The 24,191-nt window shown below is 55.9% G+C and carries 22 protein-coding genes and 1 tRNA gene; 8 read left to right on the forward strand and 15 right to left on the reverse strand.

Annotation, left to right across the window (positions count from 1 at the left end):
- Positions 1 to 4: 4 nt before the first annotated feature.
- The gene (locus LKE90_RS12960) at positions 5 to 529 is read left to right on the forward strand and encodes an FkbM family methyltransferase (protein WP_291492039.1); all 525 of its coding nucleotides are present in this window, start codon (positions 5 to 7) and stop codon (positions 527 to 529) included.
- A gap of 131 nt (positions 530 to 660) precedes the next feature.
- Here LKE90_RS12960 and LKE90_RS12965 read toward each other — a convergent pair whose 3' ends face one another.
- Entirely contained in the window at positions 661 to 1,515 is an 855-nt protein-coding gene (locus tag LKE90_RS12965; protein ID WP_291492038.1) for a hypothetical protein, read from the reverse strand.
- A gap of 772 nt (positions 1,516 to 2,287) precedes the next feature.
- Here LKE90_RS12965 and LKE90_RS12970 point away from each other — a divergent pair.
- Both LKE90_RS12970 and LKE90_RS12975 read left to right on the forward strand, forming a co-directional pair.
- Positions 2,288 to 3,211 carry a hypothetical protein gene (locus LKE90_RS12970; protein ID WP_291492037.1) on the forward strand — a complete coding sequence of 308 codons (924 nt, stop codon included), beginning with the start codon at positions 2,288 to 2,290 and terminating at the stop codon, positions 3,209 to 3,211.
- A gap of 294 nt (positions 3,212 to 3,505) precedes the next feature.
- Entirely contained in the window at positions 3,506 to 4,801 is a 1,296-nt protein-coding gene (locus LKE90_RS12975) for a hypothetical protein (protein WP_291492036.1), read from the forward strand.
- An 84-nt stretch (positions 4,802 to 4,885) separates the two neighbouring features.
- Here LKE90_RS12975 and LKE90_RS12980 read toward each other — a convergent pair whose 3' ends face one another.
- Positions 4,886 to 5,797, reverse strand: coding sequence for a hypothetical protein (locus tag LKE90_RS12980; RefSeq protein WP_291492035.1), 912 nt, complete (start codon positions 5,795 to 5,797; stop codon positions 4,886 to 4,888).
- 449 nt (positions 5,798 to 6,246) lie between these two features.
- On the opposite strand from LKE90_RS12980, the gene LKE90_RS12985 reads away from it, so the two are divergent.
- Positions 6,247 to 6,852 (forward strand): ATP-binding protein, encoded by a 606-nt coding sequence (locus tag LKE90_RS12985; protein ID WP_291492034.1) that lies wholly within the window; start codon positions 6,247 to 6,249, stop codon positions 6,850 to 6,852.
- Between the two features lie 14 nt (positions 6,853 to 6,866).
- Positions 6,867 to 7,202 (forward strand): hypothetical protein, encoded by a 336-nt coding sequence (locus tag LKE90_RS12990; protein WP_291492033.1) that lies wholly within the window; start codon positions 6,867 to 6,869, stop codon positions 7,200 to 7,202.
- Between the two features lie 272 nt (positions 7,203 to 7,474).
- Here the strand turns inward: LKE90_RS12990 and LKE90_RS12995 are convergent, their stop codons facing one another.
- The 10 genes from LKE90_RS12995 to LKE90_RS13040 form a co-directional block, all read right to left on the reverse strand.
- The gene (locus LKE90_RS12995; protein ID WP_291492032.1) at positions 7,475 to 10,657 is read right to left on the reverse strand and encodes a type I restriction endonuclease subunit R; all 3,183 of its coding nucleotides are present in this window, start codon (positions 10,655 to 10,657) and stop codon (positions 7,475 to 7,477) included.
- Positions 10,654 to 11,889, reverse strand: a complete 1,236-nt coding sequence (locus LKE90_RS13000; RefSeq protein ID WP_291492030.1) for a restriction endonuclease subunit S — start codon at positions 11,887 to 11,889, stop codon at positions 10,654 to 10,656. Before LKE90_RS13000 ends, LKE90_RS12995 begins: the two co-directional genes overlap by 4 nt.
- Positions 11,889 to 12,197: a nucleotidyltransferase family protein gene (locus LKE90_RS13005; RefSeq protein WP_291492029.1), complete on the reverse strand. Its 309-nt coding sequence runs from the start codon at positions 12,195 to 12,197 to the stop codon at positions 11,889 to 11,891. Before LKE90_RS13005 ends, LKE90_RS13000 begins: the two co-directional genes overlap by 1 nt.
- Positions 12,194 to 12,598 (reverse strand): nucleotidyltransferase substrate binding protein, encoded by a 405-nt coding sequence (locus LKE90_RS13010; protein ID WP_062458453.1) that lies wholly within the window; start codon positions 12,596 to 12,598, stop codon positions 12,194 to 12,196. Before LKE90_RS13010 ends, LKE90_RS13005 begins: the two co-directional genes overlap by 4 nt.
- Positions 12,595 to 14,205 (reverse strand): class I SAM-dependent DNA methyltransferase, encoded by a 1,611-nt coding sequence (locus LKE90_RS13015; RefSeq protein WP_291492028.1) that lies wholly within the window; start codon positions 14,203 to 14,205, stop codon positions 12,595 to 12,597. The genes LKE90_RS13010 and LKE90_RS13015 overlap by 4 nt, the downstream gene beginning before the upstream one ends.
- 133 nt (positions 14,206 to 14,338) lie before the next feature.
- Positions 14,339 to 15,388 (reverse strand): hypothetical protein, encoded by a 1,050-nt coding sequence (locus LKE90_RS13020; protein WP_291492027.1) that lies wholly within the window; start codon positions 15,386 to 15,388, stop codon positions 14,339 to 14,341.
- 41 nt (positions 15,389 to 15,429) lie between these two features.
- A complete protein-coding gene (locus tag LKE90_RS13025; RefSeq protein WP_367117435.1) occupies positions 15,430 to 15,828 on the reverse strand; it encodes a helix-turn-helix domain-containing protein in 399 nt (132 codons plus the stop codon).
- Between the two features lie 222 nt (positions 15,829 to 16,050).
- On the reverse strand, positions 16,051 to 17,235 hold the full coding sequence (locus LKE90_RS13030; protein WP_407066062.1) for a tyrosine-type recombinase/integrase: 1,185 nt from the start codon (positions 17,233 to 17,235) through the stop codon (positions 16,051 to 16,053).
- Positions 17,236 to 17,792: 557 nt separating this feature from the next.
- Complete coding sequence (locus LKE90_RS13035) at positions 17,793 to 18,551, reverse strand: pirin family protein (protein WP_291492023.1); 759 nt, start codon at positions 18,549 to 18,551, stop codon at positions 17,793 to 17,795.
- 57 nt (positions 18,552 to 18,608) lie between these two features.
- Positions 18,609 to 19,280: an oxidoreductase gene (locus LKE90_RS13040; RefSeq protein WP_291492022.1), complete on the reverse strand. Its 672-nt coding sequence runs from the start codon at positions 19,278 to 19,280 to the stop codon at positions 18,609 to 18,611.
- 412 nt (positions 19,281 to 19,692) lie between these two features.
- Between LKE90_RS13040 and LKE90_RS13045 the strand changes: the two genes are divergently transcribed.
- Positions 19,693 to 19,866 carry a hypothetical protein gene (locus tag LKE90_RS13045; protein ID WP_291492021.1) on the forward strand — a complete coding sequence of 58 codons (174 nt, stop codon included), beginning with the start codon at positions 19,693 to 19,695 and terminating at the stop codon, positions 19,864 to 19,866.
- Positions 19,867 to 19,959: 93 nt separating this feature from the next.
- Positions 19,960 to 20,595 carry a hypothetical protein gene (locus LKE90_RS13050; protein WP_291492020.1) on the forward strand — a complete coding sequence of 212 codons (636 nt, stop codon included), beginning with the start codon at positions 19,960 to 19,962 and terminating at the stop codon, positions 20,593 to 20,595.
- A gap of 690 nt (positions 20,596 to 21,285) precedes the next feature.
- On the opposite strand, the gene LKE90_RS13055 is transcribed toward LKE90_RS13050, so the two are convergent.
- The 3 genes from LKE90_RS13055 to LKE90_RS13065 form a co-directional block, all read right to left on the reverse strand.
- Positions 21,286 to 22,395, reverse strand: a complete 1,110-nt coding sequence (locus tag LKE90_RS13055; RefSeq protein ID WP_291492019.1) for an integrase — start codon at positions 22,393 to 22,395, stop codon at positions 21,286 to 21,288.
- A 91-nt stretch (positions 22,396 to 22,486) separates the two neighbouring features.
- Positions 22,487 to 22,562 (reverse strand) — tRNA-Glu (locus LKE90_RS13060).
- 79 nt (positions 22,563 to 22,641) lie between these two features.
- On the reverse strand, positions 22,642 to 22,989 hold the full coding sequence (locus LKE90_RS13065; RefSeq protein WP_291492017.1) for a hypothetical protein: 348 nt from the start codon (positions 22,987 to 22,989) through the stop codon (positions 22,642 to 22,644).
- A gap of 47 nt (positions 22,990 to 23,036) precedes the next feature.
- On the opposite strand from LKE90_RS13065, the gene LKE90_RS13070 reads away from it, so the two are divergent.
- A complete protein-coding gene (locus LKE90_RS13070; protein ID WP_291492016.1) occupies positions 23,037 to 24,014 on the forward strand; it encodes an RluA family pseudouridine synthase in 978 nt (325 codons plus the stop codon).
- Positions 24,015 to 24,191 lie beyond the last annotated feature (177 nt).

Raw genomic sequence — 24,191 nt, forward strand, 5'->3', positions numbered from 1 at the left:
CGTCATGGACAGGCACGACATCGATTTCGAAGGGATCAGGGCCCGGTTGGGTGTGTTCTGGAACACCCCGGATGAACTTGTTCTGGCTGCGCTGGGCAGCACCGTTCTGGCGGGGTTTCTGTCCTGTGCTTACCGCCATGTCGAACGCGGCATGAATTCGGTTCTCTTGCGTGTCGCCGTCGGGGATCAGGAGGGTTCTGGTCAGCTCGTGCAGGTGAACGGGGATTTTGGTGGGGGTCGGATTGGTGCGGGACACGGTGCTCCAGTGCGGATCCGTCCGCTTGTGGACATTCTGCAGGCCTGCGATGTGACGGCCGTGCATGTGCTGAAGATCGACATCGAAGGCTATGAAGATCGGGCGCTACTGCCGTTTTTCCGCGAGGCGCCAGCGACGTTGTGGCCCGATCATCTCATTATGGAAGACACCGAGCATGGCCGGTGGGCCCAGGACGTCTTTCCGGTGCTGCGGCGCTGTGGGTATGAACGCCGCTCCCGCAGCCGGGGGAATATCCTGCTCTCCAGGTTTTGAGGGATGCTGGAGGGGGAGAGGCTTGTCAGCTATGGGGGAAAGCGGACTGTCCGCTACAGAGTGTCAAGCGGCATTAGCAGACGCTCCGGTGCGGAGCGCGATTTCCCGGTTCAACGCAGAAAGATTGAGCTTCACTCCTCTTCGTCCAGAGCATTTAACATATTCATCTTGTGTCGATAGCGTGCAGGCAGCCACCCAGTCTGCTTGAGGAAGCCTTCCAACTCACCTCGCGATATGCATGTCACGTTAGGTGTCGGCTTACCATGGTATCGGTCGTTACTCTGGAATAAGATGACCGGGAAGGTCATGTTCTTATACTCATCGACGTTTAGGGAGGGGTTTCCGGTTTTTACCTGAACCTGTGCATGCTTGCCGGTCTCAGGAGAAATCACTTCATACTCGAAGGCCATCTTGTCTGCCTTCCGAGAATTCGGAACTACATACCAACGTTGCGATTGGAGATAAAGAAATACCAAGTCCTCTACCTCTTCTGAGTCGAGTAAAGAGAAGATGTCGGGGTTATCGATCAGTTTCAGGTCGAATTCATAGATCGCACCCCCTGCTTTCCGATTCCAGATGAACTTAGTATAAGCTACCGCCTTCGGATCGTGGATTGCCTGAATCGTCCGGTTTGGCCTAAAGCAGGCAACAACCTTCCCAGGCACTTCGTCTATAGTCAGACGCTCAAAGGTGACCCTGAAAATGTTGCCTATGTCGATCCCACTGCCCCTGGACTCGTTAGTGGTGAAGTACTCCCAGCCGGAGAGGACGCGAGCCAGATAGTAGTTTCCTTGGGTGTCGCGGGTCCAGACGAGATCGTCTTTCTGGACGTGGTCCCTGATGTAGGCGCAGGTTTTTAGATCTTTGTGGGTGTCTACGGCAACCTTATAGAACGTATTCCAGTCCGCCGTTTCTTTAATCTCATCCACCCGCCAACCAACGCCCAAGATGCCCTGTTTCAGGCAGTAAGCGAAGGTATCAGCCATCGACGCAAACCCGCCGCCAGGCCGAACGTGTAATCTAAATACGGACATCGTGTCGCACCTCAGATCAGATGGTGAAGGCCGGGGCCGCACAGTTTAAAACATTGACCCTGCTGCTTTCCTCTGCGCCTGTTGCCTTTGATTGGAAGGCAACAAACAGCACCCGGAAGGAACATCGAACCAACGACGCGAAAGGAAAATCAATGATGGTATGTCTGCTCACGGCGATGACATCAAGCAGCTTCGGCTCGCATCTGGCACGGTGGCGACTGCCGCCTGACCGCTCAAAGGCTATAGAGCGGATATAGGCAGCTCTGGGGGGGGAAAGGAATGTCGGCAATTGGGCAAGATAACCAGTCGACCGGACGTTCATATGAGCGAACGTCGCAACGGCTTCGTGCTCTATCGCGCCGTTAGCTGATTGGCAGCTTCAGGGAAGGTGATTGGAGAGAGCTGTCGTTCACGCACAACCTGAGGAGCACAGCGCGGCAGCGCCTAGACGCCACTGCAAGCAGTATGACCCAGAAGTCGATAGGCAGGCATTGCTGGGCGGCGAGAGATTTGCCGCCCACCGCCGCAGACGAGTGTGATTACGGATTAGCGCCACCATATCACGACCGGGATGGCACCGTCTTGACAGTCCCTCGTGCATGCAGGATGCTCAACCGGCGTTAGTAGCTCAAGTGGTAGAGCAACCGCCTTTATGAAGCTCAGGCTTACTCAGAGCGGATGATGTGCGTTCAAATCGCGCCGGCGCACCAAAATCGAGAAATGAATGACACTATACCTTGCGCGTAGCCAGCCTCGAAAAGCCTTCAAAGAGTTGCTGGGCAATGCCAATCATCTGATCATAACGGCCTTGGTCGGACTTGATGGTGTCGAGCGTGGCGTGGTGCATGAGGTGCCCAAAGACTTAAGGGCCGCATGGTCACCAAAGGATCCAGTCGTCTCCGCTAAACGGAGCAGACGCCTGATATTGGATATGGCTCTAATCCGGGCTATCGATGCGATCGACGTCTACCTCCGTGAAGCTGTGCGCAAGCCAGCGCTTATCCAGTCCGCCTCTTTTAGGAGTGATTTAGACGCCGCCAAGCTTAGTATCTTCGCGAAATTAAAGGCGGTCGAGCATCACTTCCCCAGTCTCGATCCACTCCCATTGGCGATCGTGTTTCTTTTAGTCGCTTGGCGGAACCGGGGCGCGCATACTGAAGCCGACCGAGACGCCCCTAAAAATCACCTCGATGTTCTGCGCTCGAGCGAGGATCAACTCGCAACGAGGTTCAGCGGGCTCGACGCAAAAATGCTTCTTGGCGGGTATGACGCCGTAAGGCCGGTCACGTTTAAAGAGGTAGCGTCACTTATCAATGCTGCGCATCACCTGGTCGCGGAACTTGATACGCATCTCCTAAAATCCCTCGATATGGAGCGATATATCAAAGACGTAATTTGGTCGTCGCTCGGTAATTCGAAAAAGCCAGATGAACTTATTGAGCAGGCGAGAAAGAGGCGTGCCGTTAGCGTTTGGGGAAAAGACCCGAGCGACCGAAATGACGTGATCGAGCGGCTTCTAAAACAAGGTGGATTCTCGACCACCGCACCGAAGCAATCCTCTGGAGCGACAGTTTCGCCACAGCTTCTAGCGATGCTGCAAGAGCATAATCCGAAATCGATATTGATCTGGGCGCGCATGGACGAATGAAACAATAGGCAGCCGGTCGGGGCACCGAGATGGTCGCGTAGCTAAGAATTGTAATCGATGCCTGAGCGTATGGTTATGACACGGACAGAAGTGCCGATCGAATAGACTCAGCTCCAACCATTCAAGGCGCCTAAAGCGCTCAGCTAAACCAGACTGTCGTTCAGCCTTCCGATTTGGGGGGAGAGCAGCCCGGCCGCTTTGGAGCGCCCAGACAATGCTTCCTGCCGTTCAATCACTTGCGTGTGACGGCACCTCTGATCTTATCCGCAAACTCCATGCCATAGTCTCTGTATCATGACCAACGACATTTTCGACAACACCTGCGCGGCTCTAAGGCCATTGTGGGAGATCATGCCTCCAGGGCCAACCGATCTTTCCCAACATCCTGCCTATCTCGTCTTCAAGGCATTCTGCAGCAAAGCTTTCAAAAGCGCCGACAAAGGCCTCGGTTTCGCGATTGCACTTCCCGCTGCCCTGAGGGCTGCAGGCCTGCCCTGCATGATGCGCGCGCCGGCGGTTGCCTCTTCGCTGCATACGGGCGCTCGCGCTTTTGTCGAGGCTTTTGCAGCAACTACGATACGGCGTCGTTATCTCTGTCCGTTAGATTTCGCCGATGCCATGCCCGAACTCGCCTTTGGCGGCGTGCGACTCTGCCGATTGACCTCTACGGAATTGAGCGTTTTGTCCGATCGGCGCCGTTTGGCGCGGCATTATCCCGACCAGCCATTCGACGATCGGCTGGCCGAATTCAATTGGCTCATTGTCGAAGATGAAATGCAGGCTCCGGCCAGCGTAGGGCAGCGCGCTTTGCCATTTCTTTACGAGGATATGCACCGCAACTTCGGGGAGATTGACCCACACGCCAGCGTGTATCCCGCAGCAGTGACCGATGCGCTGTTCGGACTGTTGCTTGCGCCATGGGAGGAATGGCACCAAGATGAATATGACTGGCGTGGCTTCTCGATCCCTTGGATCCATCTAACGACGGATGACATCTTCATTCGCCCCCAGCCTATGCCTACTGCGGACACGCTCAGTTGGGAGGAAGCTTCGTATCAGGAATGGGATGGCGAGGTCGTGGAATATGAGCGGCCGGTGTGCGGCTATCTCGATGCCGATGCGCAGGCGACCTTGACAGGATTCGATGGGGCATGGTGGTCACGCATCAAAGCTGCCCAGCGTACGGCGCTCTTCGACACGCCGGTTAAGCACTTTCTGGTCCGCGCGGCGCTGAGTAATGGCATGGACGAGCTCATGGCGCATATGACCACGATCGAGGCAGCTCTCGGGCTGCAGTCTGACTTCAGCAACAAAGGTCGGTCGAGAGCCGAACGGATGGGGGCTACCGAGCGCTTGAAAAAGCGAATAACAGCATTGCTTGGCGACCCACAAGCCGACATTGACTATGCCAAGCTGTTCGAGACGCGCAGTGCTTTTGTCCATGGCCGGTCACTACCCGGCGCGATCTCGAGCGCAGATCGAAAACGCGCTCGTAGTCTAGCGCGCCGCGTCGTGCTTGCTTTGATCGATGCCGCAACGGGACCAACCCCACCCTGCAGTCGTGATGATTATTTAACAACTCTTGCATGAGATTAGGGGAAAGAAGACAATCAGATATTGACGATTTATCTTCTATAAAAAGACCACATTGATAACAAAAATGGCAATATCTCCTTATTTTTCAATTCCAACCATGGAAATCATGAGTTCTCTATTTATATCTGTAATTATAGAATCAAAAAAATACTCAGTTGATGCCAATGTAAACAAATCTACGGATATTCTATCTCCTACCTTGTAGGGAAACATAGGGTTTCTTCCCATATCGCAAAAAGATGCAAGAGTTTCTGTAACAGTGTCACCACCGTGTGTTATTATATTCCGTAACTCTGATATGCAATTAATACCTTTTATCATCGATGTCATATGACTTGAAAAATGTTTATTATCTTTCAACCCAACATCACAAACAAATGCGTAAAAAACCTCTGACATCTTGTCGAATACTCTTTTTCTTCTCCACTTTTCTACACGCGCACTCAAATATTCATTCCAAGCTAAACGATTTTCGTCATTTTCACTCCTTTTTCTAAAGAGAGCCCGCGCATCTTTATGATCCTTTCCGACAATTAGCTTTTCTGGATAGAAATTTAAATATATTTCATACAAATCAAAAATAATTTCTTCAAAGCAGCCATATAAGTCAAATACGCCATAGGCCGATATTACATCAAGGCATTTATTCGTATTTTCTTTAGCTTTACTTGCATCCATTATAACTAGATTTTTCATTTCAAAATCTTTGTTTTCCACTCTCAGAAAACCAACGCCCAATCCCCTATCAGGGTGTTCTGAATAATATTTTTGAGATACATTGAGCGCGTTAATAGTAAGAGCCCATCTTATATAAGAACTACGAAATTTTCTTTTAAATTCATCTGTTTTGTTAATAATTTCAACGATCCCCTCTTTTCCATCAGGAGGAGTTCCTTCGTATAGAACAGAAAACAAATTTGGAATAACGTCTGGGCTTAATTCGGATGATTTAAGATTATCAATATAATTAATTCTATCTCTTATACTCATATCGCGCCTATATTTGTGCTGATTGGGTGATTGAGTTATACGCTATTTTATCATATCTTCAAATGGATTTAATGTCTCCTTGAAAGAACGCCTCGAAGTAATTTAAATGTCCGCTTGAGGGCGATTGTCGCCTGTCTGCTTACGACGGGCTAAGCAGACCTCCCGCTTACGCCTCATATCGGCCATACAGGAGATTGGAAGAGTTTCTTGGAAGCTGACATTCGCTAGGCATGTGTCAGCTAACCCAGTTTGGGACAAAGTCGTCACTCTTGATCGCTGTTTTGAGGGTCCGCTTTCGGCCGCATTGGACAACCGTATGGCTATGATGATCCTCCGTGAATAAGTGATATTGAGGTAACTCTCTTCATTACGAAGTCGGAATTCCGAAGTTATTTTTACTGGACTATATGGTTTCTTCCCCGGATTATCGTCACTAAACCGGGGGTTACATGAACGAAGACGGCGCGCGTCCTGCGCGAGATATCCATCTGCTTACGACCGAGGCTGTTCTCGCCGACCTGGTGGGGGGCCGTGAGGTATTAGTCCGTGGCATCGATCGGTACTCGCTCGATAGCGCCGGTGCACGTTCGGTGCTCGAATGGTATCGGGTGAACCGCGGAAAATGGACCGCGAACCAGAATGCTGCAGACATCGAGGCGATTGTCGATGCCGTCGACGCAACTCCGCCAGTCGTCGTGCCTGACGCTACCCCGGCGGCAACGGCTGCGAGACGCTGGCTGACCCTCAAACGGATGACCGCGCATCGCTTTGCGGGGCTGCACGTCTACGGTCGTGTAAGCGACGCGCCTGATGCCTTCATTTTCACGCCTACTGCCAGTGTTACGTTGTTCGAGGGAGCGAACGGTTCAGGGAAGACTTCAATCCTCAATGCGATTATCTGGTGTCTCTCTGGCTATCTGATCTGTCGAGGTTGCTGGGCGAGAACGCTGACATCGCATTCGCGGGCGAGGTGCCAACCATTGATGCCGTCGATGCGCAACAGCAGCTTGCAGATATCGCGCACCATTTCAGAGCTGCAAAGGCAGCCGGCCTGACAACTGCTCAGAGCGTGCTGGGCGAAGACTTCGACCCGCAGATAAAGGCGGCGCGTGACGATCTTGAACGCAGCATCCGTCCGGCCACCGAACAGTTGGCACGGGTGAAGGATCTGCCGTCGATCAGCCGACTGTCCGGCCTGTCGATCGAGATCGAGTACTGCGTGACCGGCGAGGTCGACGTGGAGCTGCAATATGGCTCAAACTCAGATGTCTCGCACGATATCGGCATGCGCTCAGACGACAGCTACCCCTACGAGGCAAGAGTTATAGCGGCGGCAGGCAAGCCGCTCGACATAGACGCGGAGGCAATCCAGCTCTCGGTAGATACCAGTAGCTTCTACGAATAGCAGCCCTGATCACCAGACACGGCCTTGTGTCGATCCCATTTCGGATTGCCTACAGCCTCGAAGTGGTCCGACGGTAAACCGACATTCCACTTTCCCCCGATTGTGTTGAAAAAGTCCCCCGTGAGCTTCTACTTGGCGTTTCAGTTCGGTATCATAACGTATAGAGCGTTGTAATAACGTAAAATTATCATTCCGAATTGCGTACGAAATCACAATTTGATAATTCAAACTGACTTTTTCAACACAATCCCCCCAAATAAGACGCCTGTGGCTTACCAACCACTCCCTGCCCATAGCGGTGCGAACTCCTCGGCCTGCCTGAGAATATTCTGCACCGCTTCATCCTGCATGTCTGGTGGGTAGCCATACTTCCGGAGTAGGCGTTTGACCACCGTGCGCATTCTCGCGCGTGTCGGGGCCATGACGTTCCAGTCTACCGTCGCATTCTCCCGGATGGTCTTGACCAGAGCCGCCGCGATGACCCGCAGGCCCGGGTCTCCCATAGCGTCGCGGGCACTGTCATTCCGGGCGAGGGCGTCATAGAACGCCACTTCCTCCGGCGTCAGACCGAGTTCTTCGCCTCGTGAGCGGGCCGCCGCCATTTCATGCGCCAGCCGGATCAGCTCATCCAGAATCTGCGCGGACGTCAGAGCATTGGTGTGATACCGGCCGACCGCCTGCTCAAGGCGCGTCGAGAAGGCCTCGGCTTCGGTCAGGTTGGACCGGCTGCGACTGCGGATCTGGCCTTCCAGCAGCTTTCGCAGCGCCTCGATCGCCAGATTGCGCTGGGGCATTTCCCGGACTTCCTGAAGAAAGCCGTCGGACAGGATGGAAATGTCCGGCCGACCAATCCCGGCAGCTTCCATAATGTCTATGATATCCGTGGACACCACGGCCCGGCTGACCAACTGCCTGATCGCCAGTTCGCGCTCCTGCGGGCTCTTCCTGTCCGCATCATCGCCGCTCTGCTTCACCAGAGCCGCCCGTACGGCCTCGAAAAACCCGACCTCATCGCGCAATTCCGCCGCTTGATCACTGGCTGATGCCAGCGCAAAGGCGACTGAAAGCGCCTTCACTGCGTCAGGAAAGCGTTTCTGTGCCGCCTTACGGGCCTCATCGCTTGTTGCCTGCGCGGCGTCCCGCTGCTGCTGGCCGAGCACATGGTCCAACGCTCCGGCCATGATCGTGAGCTTCACCTTGGCAGACGCGCCGGGAACGAGGGCAGGGCGGTAATCAAACCCGCTGGCCTGTTCGGGATTGAACATTGCCCGGATAATCTCATAGCGCTCCTGAAGAGCCCGGATCGCCTCGGCCTCATCAATGCCGACCTGCTCCCGGTCTCCGGCGGAGTATGCGCCAAGCGCGGTCTTCAGGTTCTGTGCGAGGCCGATATAATCCACCACCAGACCACCCGGCTTGCCTTTGAAAACCCGGTTCACGCGGGCAATGGCCTGCATCAGACCATGGCCACGCATGGGTTTGTCCACATACATCGTGTGCATGGACGGGACGTCGAACCCCGTCAGCCACATGTCCCTGACGATCACCAGCTTCAGCTGATCAGCGTTGTCCTTCATGCGCTTGGCCAGCAATTCGCGTCTTGCCTTGGGGCGCTTGCCGATATGTTGCTGGAACCCGGCCGGATCGGACGAACTGCCCGTCATCACGACCTTGATGACGCCTTCGTTGTCGTCGTCGCTGTGCCAGTCCGGACGCAGACGGATGATCTCGTCATAAAGCGCTACGCAGATGGCCCGGCTCATGCCGACGATCATGCCCTTGCCGTCCAGTGCCTCAAGCCGGTTCTCGAAATGCCGGACCAGATCTTCCGCAACGCGCTTCAGACGCGGCTCCGCTCCGACCAGCGCTTCAACCCGCGAGTATTTCTGGCTGAGCCTGTGCTCCTCGCTTTCCGACAGCCCCTCGACGATCTCGGCCAGTTCATCGTCAAGCTCTTCCTTGACGTCATCGTCGAGTTCGATGCGGACCAGGCGGCTTTCATAGTAGATCGGGACCGTCGCGCCATCTTCCACCGCTTGGGCGATGTCATAGATGTCGATGTAATCGCCGAAGATCGCGCGTGTGTTCACATCGGCTGTTTCAATAGGCGTTCCGGTAAAGCCGATGAACGATGCATTGGGCAGGGCGTCCCGCAGATGTTTGGCAAAGCCGTAGGAGACCTTGCCCGTCTCGCGGTTGAATTTCGCGTCCAGCCCGTACTGGCTGCGATGCGCTTCATCCGCCATGACCACGATGTTCCGCCGGTCCGTCAGCAGCGGCACGGTCTCTTCGTCACCTTCGGGCTGGAACTTCTGCAACGTGGTGAAGATCACGCCACCGGACGCCCGCCGGAGCAGTTTGCGCAGATCGTCCCGGCTGTCCGCCTGTTCCGGCGTCTGGCGCAGAAGCGCCTGTGCGCCGGAGAATGTCGCGAACAACTGATCGTCCAGATCGTTGCGGTCGGTCAGAACGACGATCGTCGGGTTTTCCATCTCGGGATGACGGGCGATGATCCCGGCATAGAACGTCATCAGCAGGCTCTTGCCTGAACCCTGCGTATGCCAGATGACCCCAGCCTTGCGGTCGCCACCCTGCGCCGTGGCCCGGACGGTCTGCGTCACGGCTTTGCGGCAGGCATGGAACTGATGATAGGCCGCCAGAATCTTGATCGGGCTGTTGTCCTTCTCCGTGAACAGTACGAAGTCGCGCACCATAGCGAGCAGCCAGCGCGGGGTGAACACGCCGCGCAGCACGGTTTCCATTTCCTGATGGTTCTTCGCTACCAGTTCCTCACCATCCACCGTGCGCCACGGCATGAACCGTTCACGGTCCGCCGTGAGCGAACCGACGCGGGCCTCGGCGCCGTCCGAAATCACCAGCACTTCGTTGAAGCGGAACAGGGAGGGGATGAAGGCGCGATAGGTCTGGAACTGATTCCAGGCGGAATCCAGTGTGGCGGTCTCGGAACTCGGGCTTTTCAGTTCGATGACGCCCAGAGGCAGGCCGTTGACGAACAGCACAAGGTCCGGCCGCCGGTTGGTCTCGTCCTTTTCCACCACGAACTGACGCACGGCGAGAAAGTCGTTGCGCTCGGGATGGTCGAAGTCGACCAGCCGCGCCCGGTCGCCAGATTGGGTGCCGTCCTCGCGCACCACGTCCACCGGCACGCCATCGACCAGATACCCATGCAGGCGACGGTTTTCGTCCACGACATCCGGCGTGTCTTCTCGACGAAGGGCTAGCAGGGCCTCATCCCGTGCGGTCTGCGACAGATGCGGGTTCAGGCGGTCTATGGCGGCCCGAAGGCGGGCGGTCAGAATGACGTCCGATAACGAGGCGCGTTCGGGATGGGCGCCGCCGGGGGAAATCTTCGGCCCGGTGGTGACGGTGTAGCCATATTCCCGCAGGATCTCGCAGGCCCAGTCCTCGATCTCATTTTCGGACAGGAAACTCATAGCGCGTCGGCCACCATCTTCTCGGCGTCACGAATGCGGATTTCACCGGACATCAGTTTGGGAAGGAGCAGGTCACGGAGTTGGGCGAGGCTTTGATTTTGTTTTTCTATTTGGCTCTGCCGATCAAACCACAAAAATACCTGTTCATGAAAAATATTTACCAGCGCTCGTTGTGGTAAAATGCATTGCTGTGCTCCAAGACTTGTTTGGGTCAAAAGTGGCTGCGTGGAGCCGCTGTTCAAACTTTGAAAATCTACATCCGAAAGAACGAAATATGCATATTCAAAAAGGGAATTTATTTTTGGGAATAAGCACAAAGCATTATCGGATACCCAGCATTCTTCGGAAACTCGAAATACTGTGCCTAGTGTTCCAACGCGACCGGTAATTAGAAATCTCTCATTAAAAAGAATATCTTTCGTAAACCAAGAGATACCATTTCCGCCATAAACGGGCACGGGGTTTTCTATGCTTGGCGATGAGACTTTGTTGGGGGGTCTTTTGCCGCTTGTAATGCTACACAACGAACTAATTGACGTCGTTTTCCACCCTTCCGGCTTTCCTTCATCGTCCAGCCTGTCAGGGAAAAGCTCCCAGATTTCGGGGGCGAGATAAGGCGTTTGCCCGGCCATTTTTGCCCGTGTCGGGCCGAAATCGACAAACCAGCCCCGAAACAACGCCCGCGCCATCGCCTCCAGCGTCTCGTTCGTCCGACGGTTGAGGTCGATCTTGTCGTCAAGAGCGCCGAGTGTTTCGGTTATTGTTTCTCTAGTCGCGATTGGCGGCCATGATATGGGAATTTTCTTTATATCACCAAGATTTAAGGTTCTTTGAACCGTTGTGTTGCACCAATTTCTTATTGTATTTTGCACGTCAGGTGAAGAAAAAGCATATCTAAGAAAACGAGCGTTTTTCTGTTCTGTAAGTCGTAAAACAGCAACTGCTCTCGCTACATTCCACCCAGCCATACTGTGAGGAACTATGGCTGGAATACCCGGAGTGCCGACGAGAGTTAACAGGCATTCTCCCCCTTCGAGGGCCGTTCGACGATACTCATAATGAACATTTTTCGAAATTTTGAGTGTCGGAGTTTCGGATATACGACCTTCACTAATATCTGCTGCCCGTATTAGTGGAATTCCTTGCTCATCGTGTGAGCCTGGATACATGACACCGACAGAAATTCCCCGATCTGTCGACAATATTTCTCCCACTGTTACAACCTCAAACACTATTCGTCTCCTGAAAGACTGGCACAAATATATAGAGTGTTTCTAAACCCAGCATCTACCTGCGACCAATCCAGCACATCGACTTTCCACGGCAGATCGGACTCCGAAAACGCCTCTTCCAGCCGCACCTGCGTCTCCAACGGCAACGGTTCATCGCCCATAATCGCCAGATCCAGATCGGAAAACGGTTTGGCTTTACCCGTCACGCGCGAGCCAAACACCCGCACCTCGCGGTCAGGCACAATCTCGTTGAGAATGCGCAGCACGATGGCCCGTTCTGCGGGAGTAATGTCGATCCGGTCCGTCACGCGGCCCGGTCTTTCAGAACAGCCAGCAGAAACGCCGCCTCGTCGATAAAATCCGGGATCGTCGCCACCACCTGCTTTGCGGAGGCTTCGTTATAGGTGTGGCTGGTCATGTTCCGCATCTTGCGAAACACGCTCCATTGCGGCCATGCGCTTTTGAGAAGCCCGGCTTCATTGGCGGAGCGGATCAGGTCCGGAAAGCCCATGCGGTCATATTCTTCCGGAGAGGCCGCGTTGGCTTCCAGAAACCGCTTCAGGGTTTTGTGGCTGAGTTCGTAGGTGAACTCGAAACGCTGGATCAGCCCGTCGCGCAACTGCTCGTCGTCCGGATGGGCCACATGCCGCGCCCAGCCTTCCTTCAGACGATCCAGCGCCCGTTCCAGTGGCGTGAGATAGAGGGTCATGAAGCCTCCTGCGGGACGATCAGTTTCAGAGTCGCGGTGATCTTCGCGTTCAGTTCCTCGCCCTGACGGAACTGTTCCTGCAGAGTTTTCTCCAGCGCCGCGAAGCGCTCGGCGAAAGGCACACTGTCTTCTTCAGCCTCTTCTGCACCAACATAGCGGCCGGGTGTCAGGACGAAGCCGTGCTGCTCTACCTCGTCAAGCGTGACGGACTTGCAGAAGCCGGGAACGTCCTCGTAGGGGGCCGCGTCCTGCTCGCCGCGCCAGGCATGGTAGGTGTCAGCGATGCGGGCGACGTCTGCATCCGTCAGTTCGCGGCGGGTGCGATCGACCATCGTGCCGAGCTTGCGGGCGTCGATGAACAGCATCTCCCCGCGCCGGTCGCGCCAGCCTTTAGGGTTTTTGGTGCGGGTCAGGAACCAGAGACAGGCTGGAATCTGGGTGGAATAGAACAGCTGACCGGGAAGTGCGACCATGCAATCTACAGTGTCAGCCTCGACCATCCGGCGGCGGATTTCGCCCTCGCTGTTCTGGTTGGACGACATGGACCCGTTGGCGAGCACAACGCCCGCCGTTCCGTTCGGGGCCAGGTGCCACAGAATATGCTGGAGCCATGCATAGTTGGCATTGCCCGCAGGCGGTTTGCCGTACTGCCAGCGGGGGTCGTCCTCCAGCGACGCATTCCACCAGTCTGAGATATTGAATGGTGGGTTGGCGAGAATGGTATCGAAGCGCAGGTCCTTGAGTTCGTCCCGCAGGAAGCTGCCTTCGTTGTTCCAGCGGATATCCGCGCCGATGCCCCGGACGGCGAGGTTCATTTTCGCCAGACGCCAGGTGGTGTGGTTGCTCTCCTGCCCATAAATGGCGATGTCGCCCAGCTTGCCGCCGTGGGATTCCACGAAGCGTTCCGACTGCACGAACATGCCGCCCGACCCGCAGCAGGGGTCATAGACGCGACCCTTATAGGGTTCGAGCATGGAAACCAGCGTGCGGACGACACTGGACGGGGTGTAGAACTCGCCCCCGCGCTTGCCTTCCGCGCCCGCGAAACCGCCGAGGAAGTATTCATAGACGCGCCCCAGCACGTCACGGGCCTGATCCTCGCTGCCGCCCATGCCGATCTCGGAGATGAGGTCGATCAGTTCGCCCAGCATGACACTGTCCAGCGCGGGACGTCCGTAATCCTTGGGGAGAACGCCCTTGAGCTGTTCAGGGTTGGCCTGCTCGATGGCCAACATGGCATCATCGATCATCTTGCCGATGCCGGATGAGCGGGCATTGGCCTGAAGGTGCGACCAGCGGGCAGTTTCTGGCACCCAGAAGATATTCTCGGCCAGATATTCATCCGGGTCCTCGGCAGCGGCCGGGTCATCATGCAGCAGAATGGCGTGATGAGCCTCAAACGCTGTGGAGATGTAGCGTAGAAAGATCAGCCCGAGCGTGACATGCTTGTAGTCGGACGGTTCGAGGTTCTTGCGCAGCTTGTCAGCTGCCAGAAACATCTGCCGTTCGAAGCCAAGGTTGGCGGCTGTTGTCTTCGCTTTTGTCCGCGTCGTCTTCTTGGGGGCAGGAGCGGCGTCCGGGTTCTTGCGGGGGCGACCACGGGGCATGGAAACAGGCTTTCAGGCTGACAGAACAGGTCGTTACAATCTGCCCGATCAGACCCTGAACGTCGAGGGTTGAGAGAAGCCTTGATGAGAGGTCCGGTTTCGAGGTGATGGTGCTGTTATGACACCTGTCAGGTCAGGCCTGACATGGTATTGACCGCCAGTATTTCCGGACCGTACGCTCGCTGACCCCGGTTTTTTCGGCCAGAGCCGTCTGTGTGATCTTCTTCCCTGCTGGCCACACGCGGACGGTGTCGACGAGCAGCTTAAGAAAACTTTCGGATCTGCGCCGTGCACTTTCTCGTCCTGCTGCCGCCTGTCGCTCCCGGCCCGGAATACTGTCGCGAGCATCCTTCTCGGCCTGAATTACCCGATAGGCCTGAATGCGCTCGCACATCTCACGGACATTCAGGCGCTTCAGCGGAGACGTGAAGCGGGCGTTGGTCTGGCAAGCAAAGCGTAAAATGGTCTCAAGAGGTGTTGCTTTCCGAAACCGGAAACGCACGATGTCAAAAAGCAGCCTGTTTCGCTCGGGAATCGACAAACCCTCGTCGAGAGGTTCATCAATGGTGGGCTGCTTTGCAAGAAGCTTCAGTAATGCACAATTGAGAAAATGCAGATCGACCGGTGCAGTTCCTGACGTAGTCTCGACATGTGTCCCCCAGGGCGCAGCGATGAGTGTTTCCGGGGGCTGAGGTGTGGCTCCTAAAAATTTTCCTATCAGGCTTTCCGCGAGGTCAGCATAACGCTGCGGTGCCTTTCTGGCCCTTTTTCCTAAAATGACGGGATCCTCAAGCCACAGGACTGCAAAAACCTTTCCGGTCACGCGATCTCTTATGATCCAAGGGCGGACAGAGATCGGGAGCAAGTCAACGCGCGTCTCCCAGCCCGGTTTGAGCAGCCAGATTAGACTATTACGTGCTTGCCGTGTATTCGCACACAAGTAGTTCTGATGAACTGCGTCTGGTAGCGGAACGCGGCTGACCTGCTCGCTGAATGCGCTACACGTCTCCGTCCAGCGCGGAAAGCGAGGCAACTGCGTTTGAGCGATGGTGTACTGAGCCGGTTTAAAATTTCTAGCTTCTGAGAGCGCGGCCCGCAGGATGTGAGGCGTCTCCATGTGCCAATGCGGGAGGCCGTCCAAAGGATTAGGATTGGCACTGCTTATAGCTTTGGAGGCGCTCATGATTGAAGCTTACACTTTCCGAGTGTTAACGTGGGCTTTTTTCAGGAAAACAAAAGACTGATCATCCATCCGGTAATAGCCAAGGCGAGCAGAAGTCCTGCCCTTGCATAGACGGAGACCGGCATGAGGACGATCTGGCCTGTGGAGCGTGGCCGACCTCTCTTGCGTTTTGTGGCGACAGGGTTTAGGTCAGACCCTGCAGAAACACCTTGGCCGTGACCCCAGTCGGAAACGCGAGCGTCGCACTGAACGCGCGAAGCAAGAAATGCGTCAAGGTCCTGCTTGCGAAAGCGCAGCCGTCTGCCAAGCGAAATAAAAACGGCAGGTCCCTGCCCGCGCGATCGCATTGTCCGGAAACCATCATACGAGATCCTAAGGTATTCCGCGGCTTCCCTTGAAGTCATGACCGTGAGAGAGGTTCTGTAATCTGGTCTGTCCATATCCGTGCCTCACTGCTTGTCGGTATATTCAACAGGGTAGAAAGGCGTATTTATAAATCAATCAGTAAATCGACCCTGAGATATTCCACCTCGTCACGAAATCTACTTCCGAAAAGCATTTCCGGTTTATGGCTAGAGAGATTTTCCGCGCATGGAGAAACATGACAAATGATGTCAGCGGAAATATGTCCTGTATTCGTATGAACATCTTGTGTGTCGCGTCTATGTGGCCGCGCTTTCATCCCGATCGTAGATGTATCCCAGCAGACGGGCGCGCTCTTCTGCGTCTTCCGCAAGGGTTGTCAACACGGGCTGGTAGTAGCGGTCCAGACTTTTGAGATCGCGATGCCCGGTGACCCTGCACAGATCCAGGGGATTGGGGAAAAATCTGGCAAGACGGCTGGTGGCTTCATGGCGGAGGTCGTGAAATGTCAGATCGGCGAGCCCTGCTTTTTTGACACGACGACCGTATCGCACTGAAAAAGCGCGTTCATCACCGATCTGGAAGATCAGGTCATCCGGATCAGGGGAAGCAGGAAGAGTATCCAGCTTGTCGTAGAGCAGCGCCCGTGCCCCGGGCATCAGCGGGCGTAATTCCGGTCCCATTTCCTCGGCAAGATGCAGGGTCTTGGTGTGTCGGAGCGAAATTGTTCGTGCCACAAGATTGACATCGCGCCAGCGCAGGGACGCCGCTTCGCTTAATCGGGTAGCTTGCTCGATGGCCCATCTCACAAACCAGACGTCGTCCGGATGGCTTGCGGACGTCACTGCGGCAAGCAGGCGGTCATATTCGCTGGCTTCTGTCATGTTGGGAGGAAGAGGGGGCGTTGGGATCTCCGGAGCGTCTTCCTGCAGTCGTCTGTTGCGCTTGCGATCGGCGCCTGCCGGCCGCTTGATCATGCGTCCCGAAGCCGGGTTCAGCGAGAGCGGGACATCCCATTCACTCATGGCATGATTGAGGATGGAGGCCAGAAGGTTGAGCCGCTTGACGACTGTCGCAGGGGCCAGTTCCTTGCCCTGCCGGTCGCGAAAGCCTCGAACTGCTGGAACCGTCAGGCGAGAGAGCTTCAGGTCTGCGATGGGATCGCGAAGCAGTGCCGGAATATGGCCTGTCCGGTCAGCGTCGCGGTGAGCCATGCATTCGTCACGGTAGCGCTCAATCAGGGTTCGGAGCACGAGGCCGTCCAAGGCCCGGACGTCGATATGGCGCCCTTCGCGCACTTTGACCGAGGTTTCCTCGAGCCAGGCACGGGCCAGACGGGCAGTGTCAAATGTTCTGATGATCCGCTGGCCATTGACCAGCTTGCGGGCCCGATACTGCTTTGGCCCCCGGCAACTCACGCCATCGGGCAGCGGACGTCCCGTGGCGGGGTCCTTAGCATTCTCGGCGGATTTTGTGCGGGCCATGAGACGAACTCCGAAGGGGGACGGAATCGTCATTGGTCCAGAATTGGTCCAAAATCACTAATTAAATTTTGGATGGAATCGGGCGATTCGCCAGTAATCCACTGATAACATTGCCAAATAAAATTGGTGTCCCATAGGGGATTCGAACCCCTGTTGCCGCCGTGAGAGGGCGATAAGTATAGGCTAAATGGCTGGGTTCTTCCGTTTAAATTGTTGATAATATGCTATTTAATATCACTGACTATCACTGACTATCACTGGATACAACTGGATCTCACATCATGGTGGGCCCAGAATGGGCCCAAAAAGTTACCGCCCTTTGGGGCTATCTAACTACATTTCTGTGAGTTGGTGCTGCGTCAATTGAGGGGGTGAGAGGGGTGCCATCCCGAGCGGATTGATTGCACGATAAGATGAAGACTGTGGATCGACTTGTTCAACTGTGTAATCCGCCCCGGCCCACTCAAGAGAAATCCAGCAGGCCAGAGCACATGTACCCGGAGCATAATAGAGCCGCATCGTGCATCCTTTCATGACAGGAGCAGGAGAAGCCTGCCTTACAGTTTATTCATCACGTTCCCGCTGAACATGCCGCCCTTATACGTCTGTGCCGACATGTCCGTCGTAAACAGAACCAGATCGCTCTGTCCTGTTGCCGTAATTGTCAGCGAGGTCTCGTCATCCAGAAGCAGGCTTTCGCCAGTCTGCAAACTGATCCCAGCCACCTCGACCTGGCCGTCGAAGACATAAAGAAGCCGGGCCGCCTGAAGCGCGCGCCGGGTCGGCAGGGCGAGCGACTGTCCAGCGTCGAGACGCACATCCTCAATCCAGGCATCCGCTCTCAGCAGCAGTGGGGCGCCTTCAGGACCAGCGACAAGGCGCCATGTATTGTGACTGTAGATCGTTTCGAACTCATGGAACTGAACCATGGGTTCCAGATCCGGCGCACGTGGACGCATAAAAATCTGCAACGCGGTAAGAGGCTCTCCGTCCGGGCGGGCCTGTTCCTCGTGTTGGAACGTATGCCCCGCGTTCATCAGCATTAGACGCCGCGGCGTGACCTGCTCCACATGTCCAACGGTATCGCGGTGCGTCAGTTCCCCGCTCCGCATGTAAGTCAGAATTTCATCATCCTTATGGGGATGCATGGGGATCACCGTCCCGGGTCTGATACGCGCCTGATCGATGCGACCAATGGCACCGATTCCACTATCGCTGATATCAACAGTCAGGCCCGGAAACAGGATCTCAATGCCAAAGCCGTCAACGTTATGGCCACGCTTGTGGGCTCGGGTCAGTTTCATCGGTGTGCTCATGACCGACATCCTCCTTTCAAGATCGACCGGCCGGGAGAGCCCCCGGCCGGGAACGGGTCAGAGCGTCGGATAGTCGGTGTATCCGGCTTCGGAGCCACCGAAGAAGCTGCTGTGGTCCGCGTTATTCAACGGGGCATCAGCTTTGAGGCGCGCGAGGAAGTCCGGGTTGGCCAGGATCATCTGTCCGTAGGCTTCCATGTCGGCCAGACCGTTGGTCACGTCAGCACCAATGTTTTCGCGCGGACGGCTGGGGCGGTTCAGGATCAGCTTGCCGGTCCAGAGCCTGCGGATGTCGCCGAGCAGTGCCTCGTTGCCCTGGTCCATAATATGGACGTAGGAGAGATGAAGCTTATCCAGTTCCGTGATCAGATAACGATACAATTCCGGCCCATCTGCCCCCTCGTCAATGCCCCACAGGGTGGTGCCAGGCGAAAAGCGGATGCCAGTGCGGTCGGCACCGATCTCTTCAGCGATCGCCTTCGCAATCTCGATGGCAAAGCGGGCACGATTTTCAATCGATCCGCCATAGGCGTCAGTACGTGTATTTGCACTCGTCGCCAGAAACTGCTGGATCAGATAGGCGTTCGCCCCATGGATTTCGACGCCATCTGCGCCGGCCTCGATGGCGCATTTGGCGGCGTGCCGGAAATCCTGAACGGTCTGGTGGATTTCCTCGACGCTCAGGGCGCGCGGCGTGGGAATGTCCTGCATCCCGGTGGCCGTGAACATGCCTGTGCCCGGTGCGATGGCGGAAGGCGCGACACCCTGCCGGTGATGCGGCGTATTGTCCGGACGTTCCTGAAATCACGGCCGCGATTGCGCTTCTACGAATCATGGACGCGCGCCGAGAATAAAAAACAAAGGCCGGGCGGAACTTACCGCCCGCCCTTTATTATGTTCGCAAAGTTTTTTTCGGTTTGTATTATTCGTTTTGTTTATTGGCCTTATAATTGTTTTATTTGTTTCGGTTTTTGTTTCGGGACTTTTGAGGCTCCGCACCCTAAATTCCCCAGAGGATTTTATTCTTTTCCGATTTGGTAGCGGTTTTTTTGCGTGTGGGTTCCTCGTCCCGCAATACTTTTAAACGAGAAAATCAATGTCAGACCAAACAACAATTTCCTCCGCCGTGGAGGAGGATCTCATGCAACTCGTAGCTTTGCACGGGTTGCTCGACTTTGCCTTGAGTCAGTCACTTGCCGGCAACACGGACGATCGCATTCTTGAAGGCGTCGTCATTCTGACGCGGATGATCGGGCGCAAGGTCCGGTGCCTGGCCGACAAACTGCTGGATGGCAAAAGCTTTGGCTACGACTGAGGCTCTCCATCGTTGCCCACACCCATACCCGTTTCTTTCATCAATAGGCGCGCTCATGTCGCGCCTGATTTCGTTTCATCAGGAAAATAAAGAATGTTTCTCTCTTCAGACGACGCTACGCCCTCCCGTTTTCACCCCACCGAAGCTGATCTGATCACCTATCGGGACCTGGCCCGTGCTCTCGGTGCTCCACCGAGCGAGGCCATCTGCCGGTATCTCGGCCCGGCCGGCCAGCATCTGGTCTTTATCGGTGAGTCCGGTCAGCGCGACTGGGCCCGCGTCGATGCCCAGGCAAGGGCTCGCTGGCCTGATCTGCCGCCGACAGGGAAGATCGCGTCCAATGGCAAGACACTGGAATCCCTTCCCGAACGTGTCGTTTACCAGATCCTTGAGTCTTTGAAGCACGACGATATGGAAATCGATCTCCATCAGCCGATCATGGCTGACCTCGGAACGGAGAAGGCGGACCTGACATTGCGCAGGAGAAGTTCTGCCTGCTTTATCGAGGTCATCGGTTCTTGTGGCCCTAACCGCATTACCCGGAACGACCACGAGTTGCGGGGGCTGGAGCGCTTCGAGCGGCGTGAAGCCTTTTACCGCCGTGTCGGCATCACCCCGGTCTGTATCTTTCTCGACCTGCTGGCGCGTCCGGAAGACCTGAAGGCACTGTGCCAGTCTCTGGTGGACCGGATCGCTGAAGACGGGCGTCACAGTGAGATGTCGCTCTAGGGACCAGAACCGATGCCTGAGGCGCGGGATGACCGGAACCGGAGCTCCCGCGCCCGGAATGGTAGCGCAAGACATCAGTTTTGGTATCCGAAGTGGAACCGAACGGTGTCAAAAATCGCGAAAAAGCCGTCTTGCTGTTTCATACAGGTCTCATACCCTGAACATAACAGTGGAACTGGTGGTTGATTCGATGCCCTGGCCCCGATCATCGAGTGAAGCCAGTTTCCCCTCATGGAGGTTGTGACGATGTCCAAAATAAAGACGGATGACGGGGATCTGATAGCGTTACCTTGCCGGATCCTATGTTCGATCGGGCTCTCAAAACCGGAGGATATGCATCATGTCAGCGGTTAAAAGCGAAGCTGTAGCACGAGAGTCTCGTGGGGCGTTACGTTACGCAGCAGCAGCGGCGTATACCGGTTTGGCTGAAGGAACACTACGGAACCAGCACGATACCCTGGGAATCCAGTCGGTGAAAATCGGTCGGGTGCGGTGTTTTCCGGTGGCGGGGCTTGATGATTTCCTTGAGCGGAAGCTCCTCGAGACTGAGAGAAAGCAGCTCCGGAAAAAGCGGCGGGGTCGCGGGGAGAGTCTGGTCTTCAGTCCGGATTTCAGTTTCTGGCTTTTGATCGTAGCACTATTGCTTGTGGCTCTGATTAGGCTGTCAGAAATGACAGCCTGACGGACGCGCTATTCTTTGTCGGCAGAGTTACGCTTCTCATATGCGATGGCTTTCGCGGCCAGATCTTCCGTGTGGGGCTGGTAGTAACGGTCAAGGGATTTGATATCCTTATGACCTGTCACACGGCGGAGTTCGAGCGGGTTGGTATAAATCTTTGCGAGACGGCTCGTCGCCTCATGCCTAAGATCATGGAAGGTGAGGTCTTTGAGGCCAGCTTTCTTTGTCATCCGGCCGAACCTCACTGAGAATGCGTCTTTGCTGCCGATGTCGAAGACGAGATCACCTGGTCGTGCTGATGTGCGTTGTGCCTGAAGCTCCTGCAGCACGCGGGCCGCACCGGGTGTCAGCGGACGGGTTTCCGGACCACGCTCCACAGCACGGTGCATTGTTTTCGTTTTCCCGAAGGATAGAGAGTGCCGGTCGAAGTCGATGTCGCGCCAGCGGAGCGTCAGGGCTTCTTCCCGTCGCGTTCCCTGTTCGATGGCGAACCGCACGAAAGCGACATCATCGGGCCAGGGGGACGTTGCCACGGTCTCCAGCAGACGTTCGTATTCGTCGCCGACGAGGCGTCGGTTGCGCTTCTTATCCGCGCCTGCCGGGCGCTTGACTGCGGTCGCGGCGGCCGGGTTCTTCGCAAAAGGTACATCCCATTCCGCAATGGCGTGCTGACAGATCGCGGCGAGCAGGTTGAGTCGTTTGACGACTGTAGCGCCGCTGTATTTCTCAGCCTGCCGGTCCCGGAAGCCACGGACTGCTGTCGGGGTCAGGTCGGCCAGCGCAAGCTGCGCGAGTTCATCCTGAAGGATGGCGGGGATGTGACCCTTGCGGTCATTGTCCCGTGTCTGCATTTCCTCGCGCACATAGCGGTCGACCAGTTCATGGACGGTCTGGCGTTCCAGCGGACGCGTGTCCTGAAACTGCCCAAGCTCCAGTTTGGCGGACGTCGTGTCCAGCCAGCGTCGGGCCAGCTTGGCCGAGGAAAAGGTCTGGTGGATTCTCTCGCCGCCTGCGATGCGCTTGCGGGCACGATACTGGCCCTTGCCTCGATACTCGACGCCTGCGGGAAGGGGACGGCCTGTCGCGGGATCTATTTTGGCAGAAGTGATTCGGTCTTTCATGGTGAGCCTCGCCTGGGCCCAGCATAGCCTTTTCATGGGCCCAAAAACGATCAATCGTTTCGCTTTATGACCGCTAAGTCATTGAAAAGATTGGCGTCCCATAGGGGATTCGAACCCCTGTTGCCGCCGTGAGAGGGCGGCGTCCTAGGCCTCTAGACGAATGGGACATTGGCCGTGGCGGCTTCTTACGGCAAGAAGCGTGCTAATACAAGCGTTCTGCTGAAAAATAATCAGGGCTGTGACCAGTCACTGCGCAAGGTTGATCTCGCCAACAGAACGTCCTGCGCCGGTATCCCACAGAACGATCCGATCCGGCCCGCCACCGCTGAGACGTATCGCCATGATTGGTCCATTGGACCAGACAATCTGCTCAATCCGGGTGCCTGCCGGTTCATGCAGAAGAAAAGTCTGGGACGGGATGGTCGCCGCTGTAGCCGACAAAGAAATGCCAGCCGGGGCTGCAACGGGCAAACGAGGGTGCGACATCCGGTGAATAATAACCGCCACCAGCGCGATCACCCCCAGAATAATCAGGATTCCCATGCCGATGACGGCGGCGAACAGTCCTCGTCGTGCGAAAGTGCCCTGCTCCATGACGTCATTCCTTCACAGTTGGTGCCATCGGCCTGTAAATGACACCCATGACAGATTCAACCCACGGACCACGCACCCTGATCATCACCGAGGAGTTTGCCGGTCAACGCACGGATCGCGTGCTGACGGCGTGCTTTCCGGACCTGTCCCGCTCCCGCATCAAAAGCCTGATTGATGAGGGGCGTCTGCTCCGTAACGGTCTCTGCCTGCGTGAACCGGCCGAGCCAGCCCGTGCAGGTGTGGAACTCATTCTGGACATTCCGGCGCCGACGCCCACCATCCCAGTGGGGGAGGCCATCAGCTTCCCCATCCTTTTCGAAGATGACGATCTGATTGTTCTCGATAAACCCGCTGGGCTCGTGGTCCATCCCGCACCCGGCAATGAAACCGGCACTCTTGTAAACGCCCTTGTCGCGCATTGCGGCGAGAGCCTCGTCGGCATTGGCGGGGAGCGGCGACCGGGAATTGTGCACAGACTGGACAAGGATACGTCGGGTCTGATGGTCGCAGCCAAGACCGAACGGGCGCATCGTGCGCTGTCGGAGGATTTTGCCGCCAGACGGATCGACCGCGCCTATCTCGCCCTATGCTGGGGCGTGCCCTCTCCCACCAAGGGAGAATATGAGGGCAATATCGGTCGTGACAAACGCGACCGCAAACGTATGGCGTTAGTGGGAAGCGGCGGAAAGACGGCTCTGACCCGTTACACCGTGCTGAAGGCGTTTGGCACCTATGCCGCGCTGGTGGAGTGCCGTCTCGCTACGGGGCGCACCCACCAGATCCGGGTGCATTTCTCCGCGAATGGTCATCCGTTGATGGGCGATCCGCTCTACCTGCGCCGGATACCCGCGATTGCGAAAACATGCCCTGTCGATGCACGCGACGTGGCTCTGGATTTTCCCCGTCAGGCGCTCCATGCGGCGCTGCTGGGATTCACGCATCCCGGAACCGGAGAAAAGCTTCTTTTTGAGACGTCGCCGCCAGAAGACTTCATGACTCTTGAAAGAATACTGGCGAGTGACTAACTAACATAATTTTTTGTTAATCTTGACTTTTTCGAAGATTTACTTTAAACGAAACCTATCTTTTCGACGCGCCGAGACGGCCGCCGGAATGGATGTCCCGGCATCTTCTGCCCGAGTGGGGGAGTTTGCCGGGGACATATCAAATCCACTCCCAGCGTCGCCCGATATCACAGGCTG

Origin of the sequence: Acetobacter sp., from assembly GCF_022483985.1 — a bacterium.
In the GTDB taxonomy this organism is placed as follows: domain Bacteria; phylum Pseudomonadota; class Alphaproteobacteria; order Acetobacterales; family Acetobacteraceae; genus Acetobacter.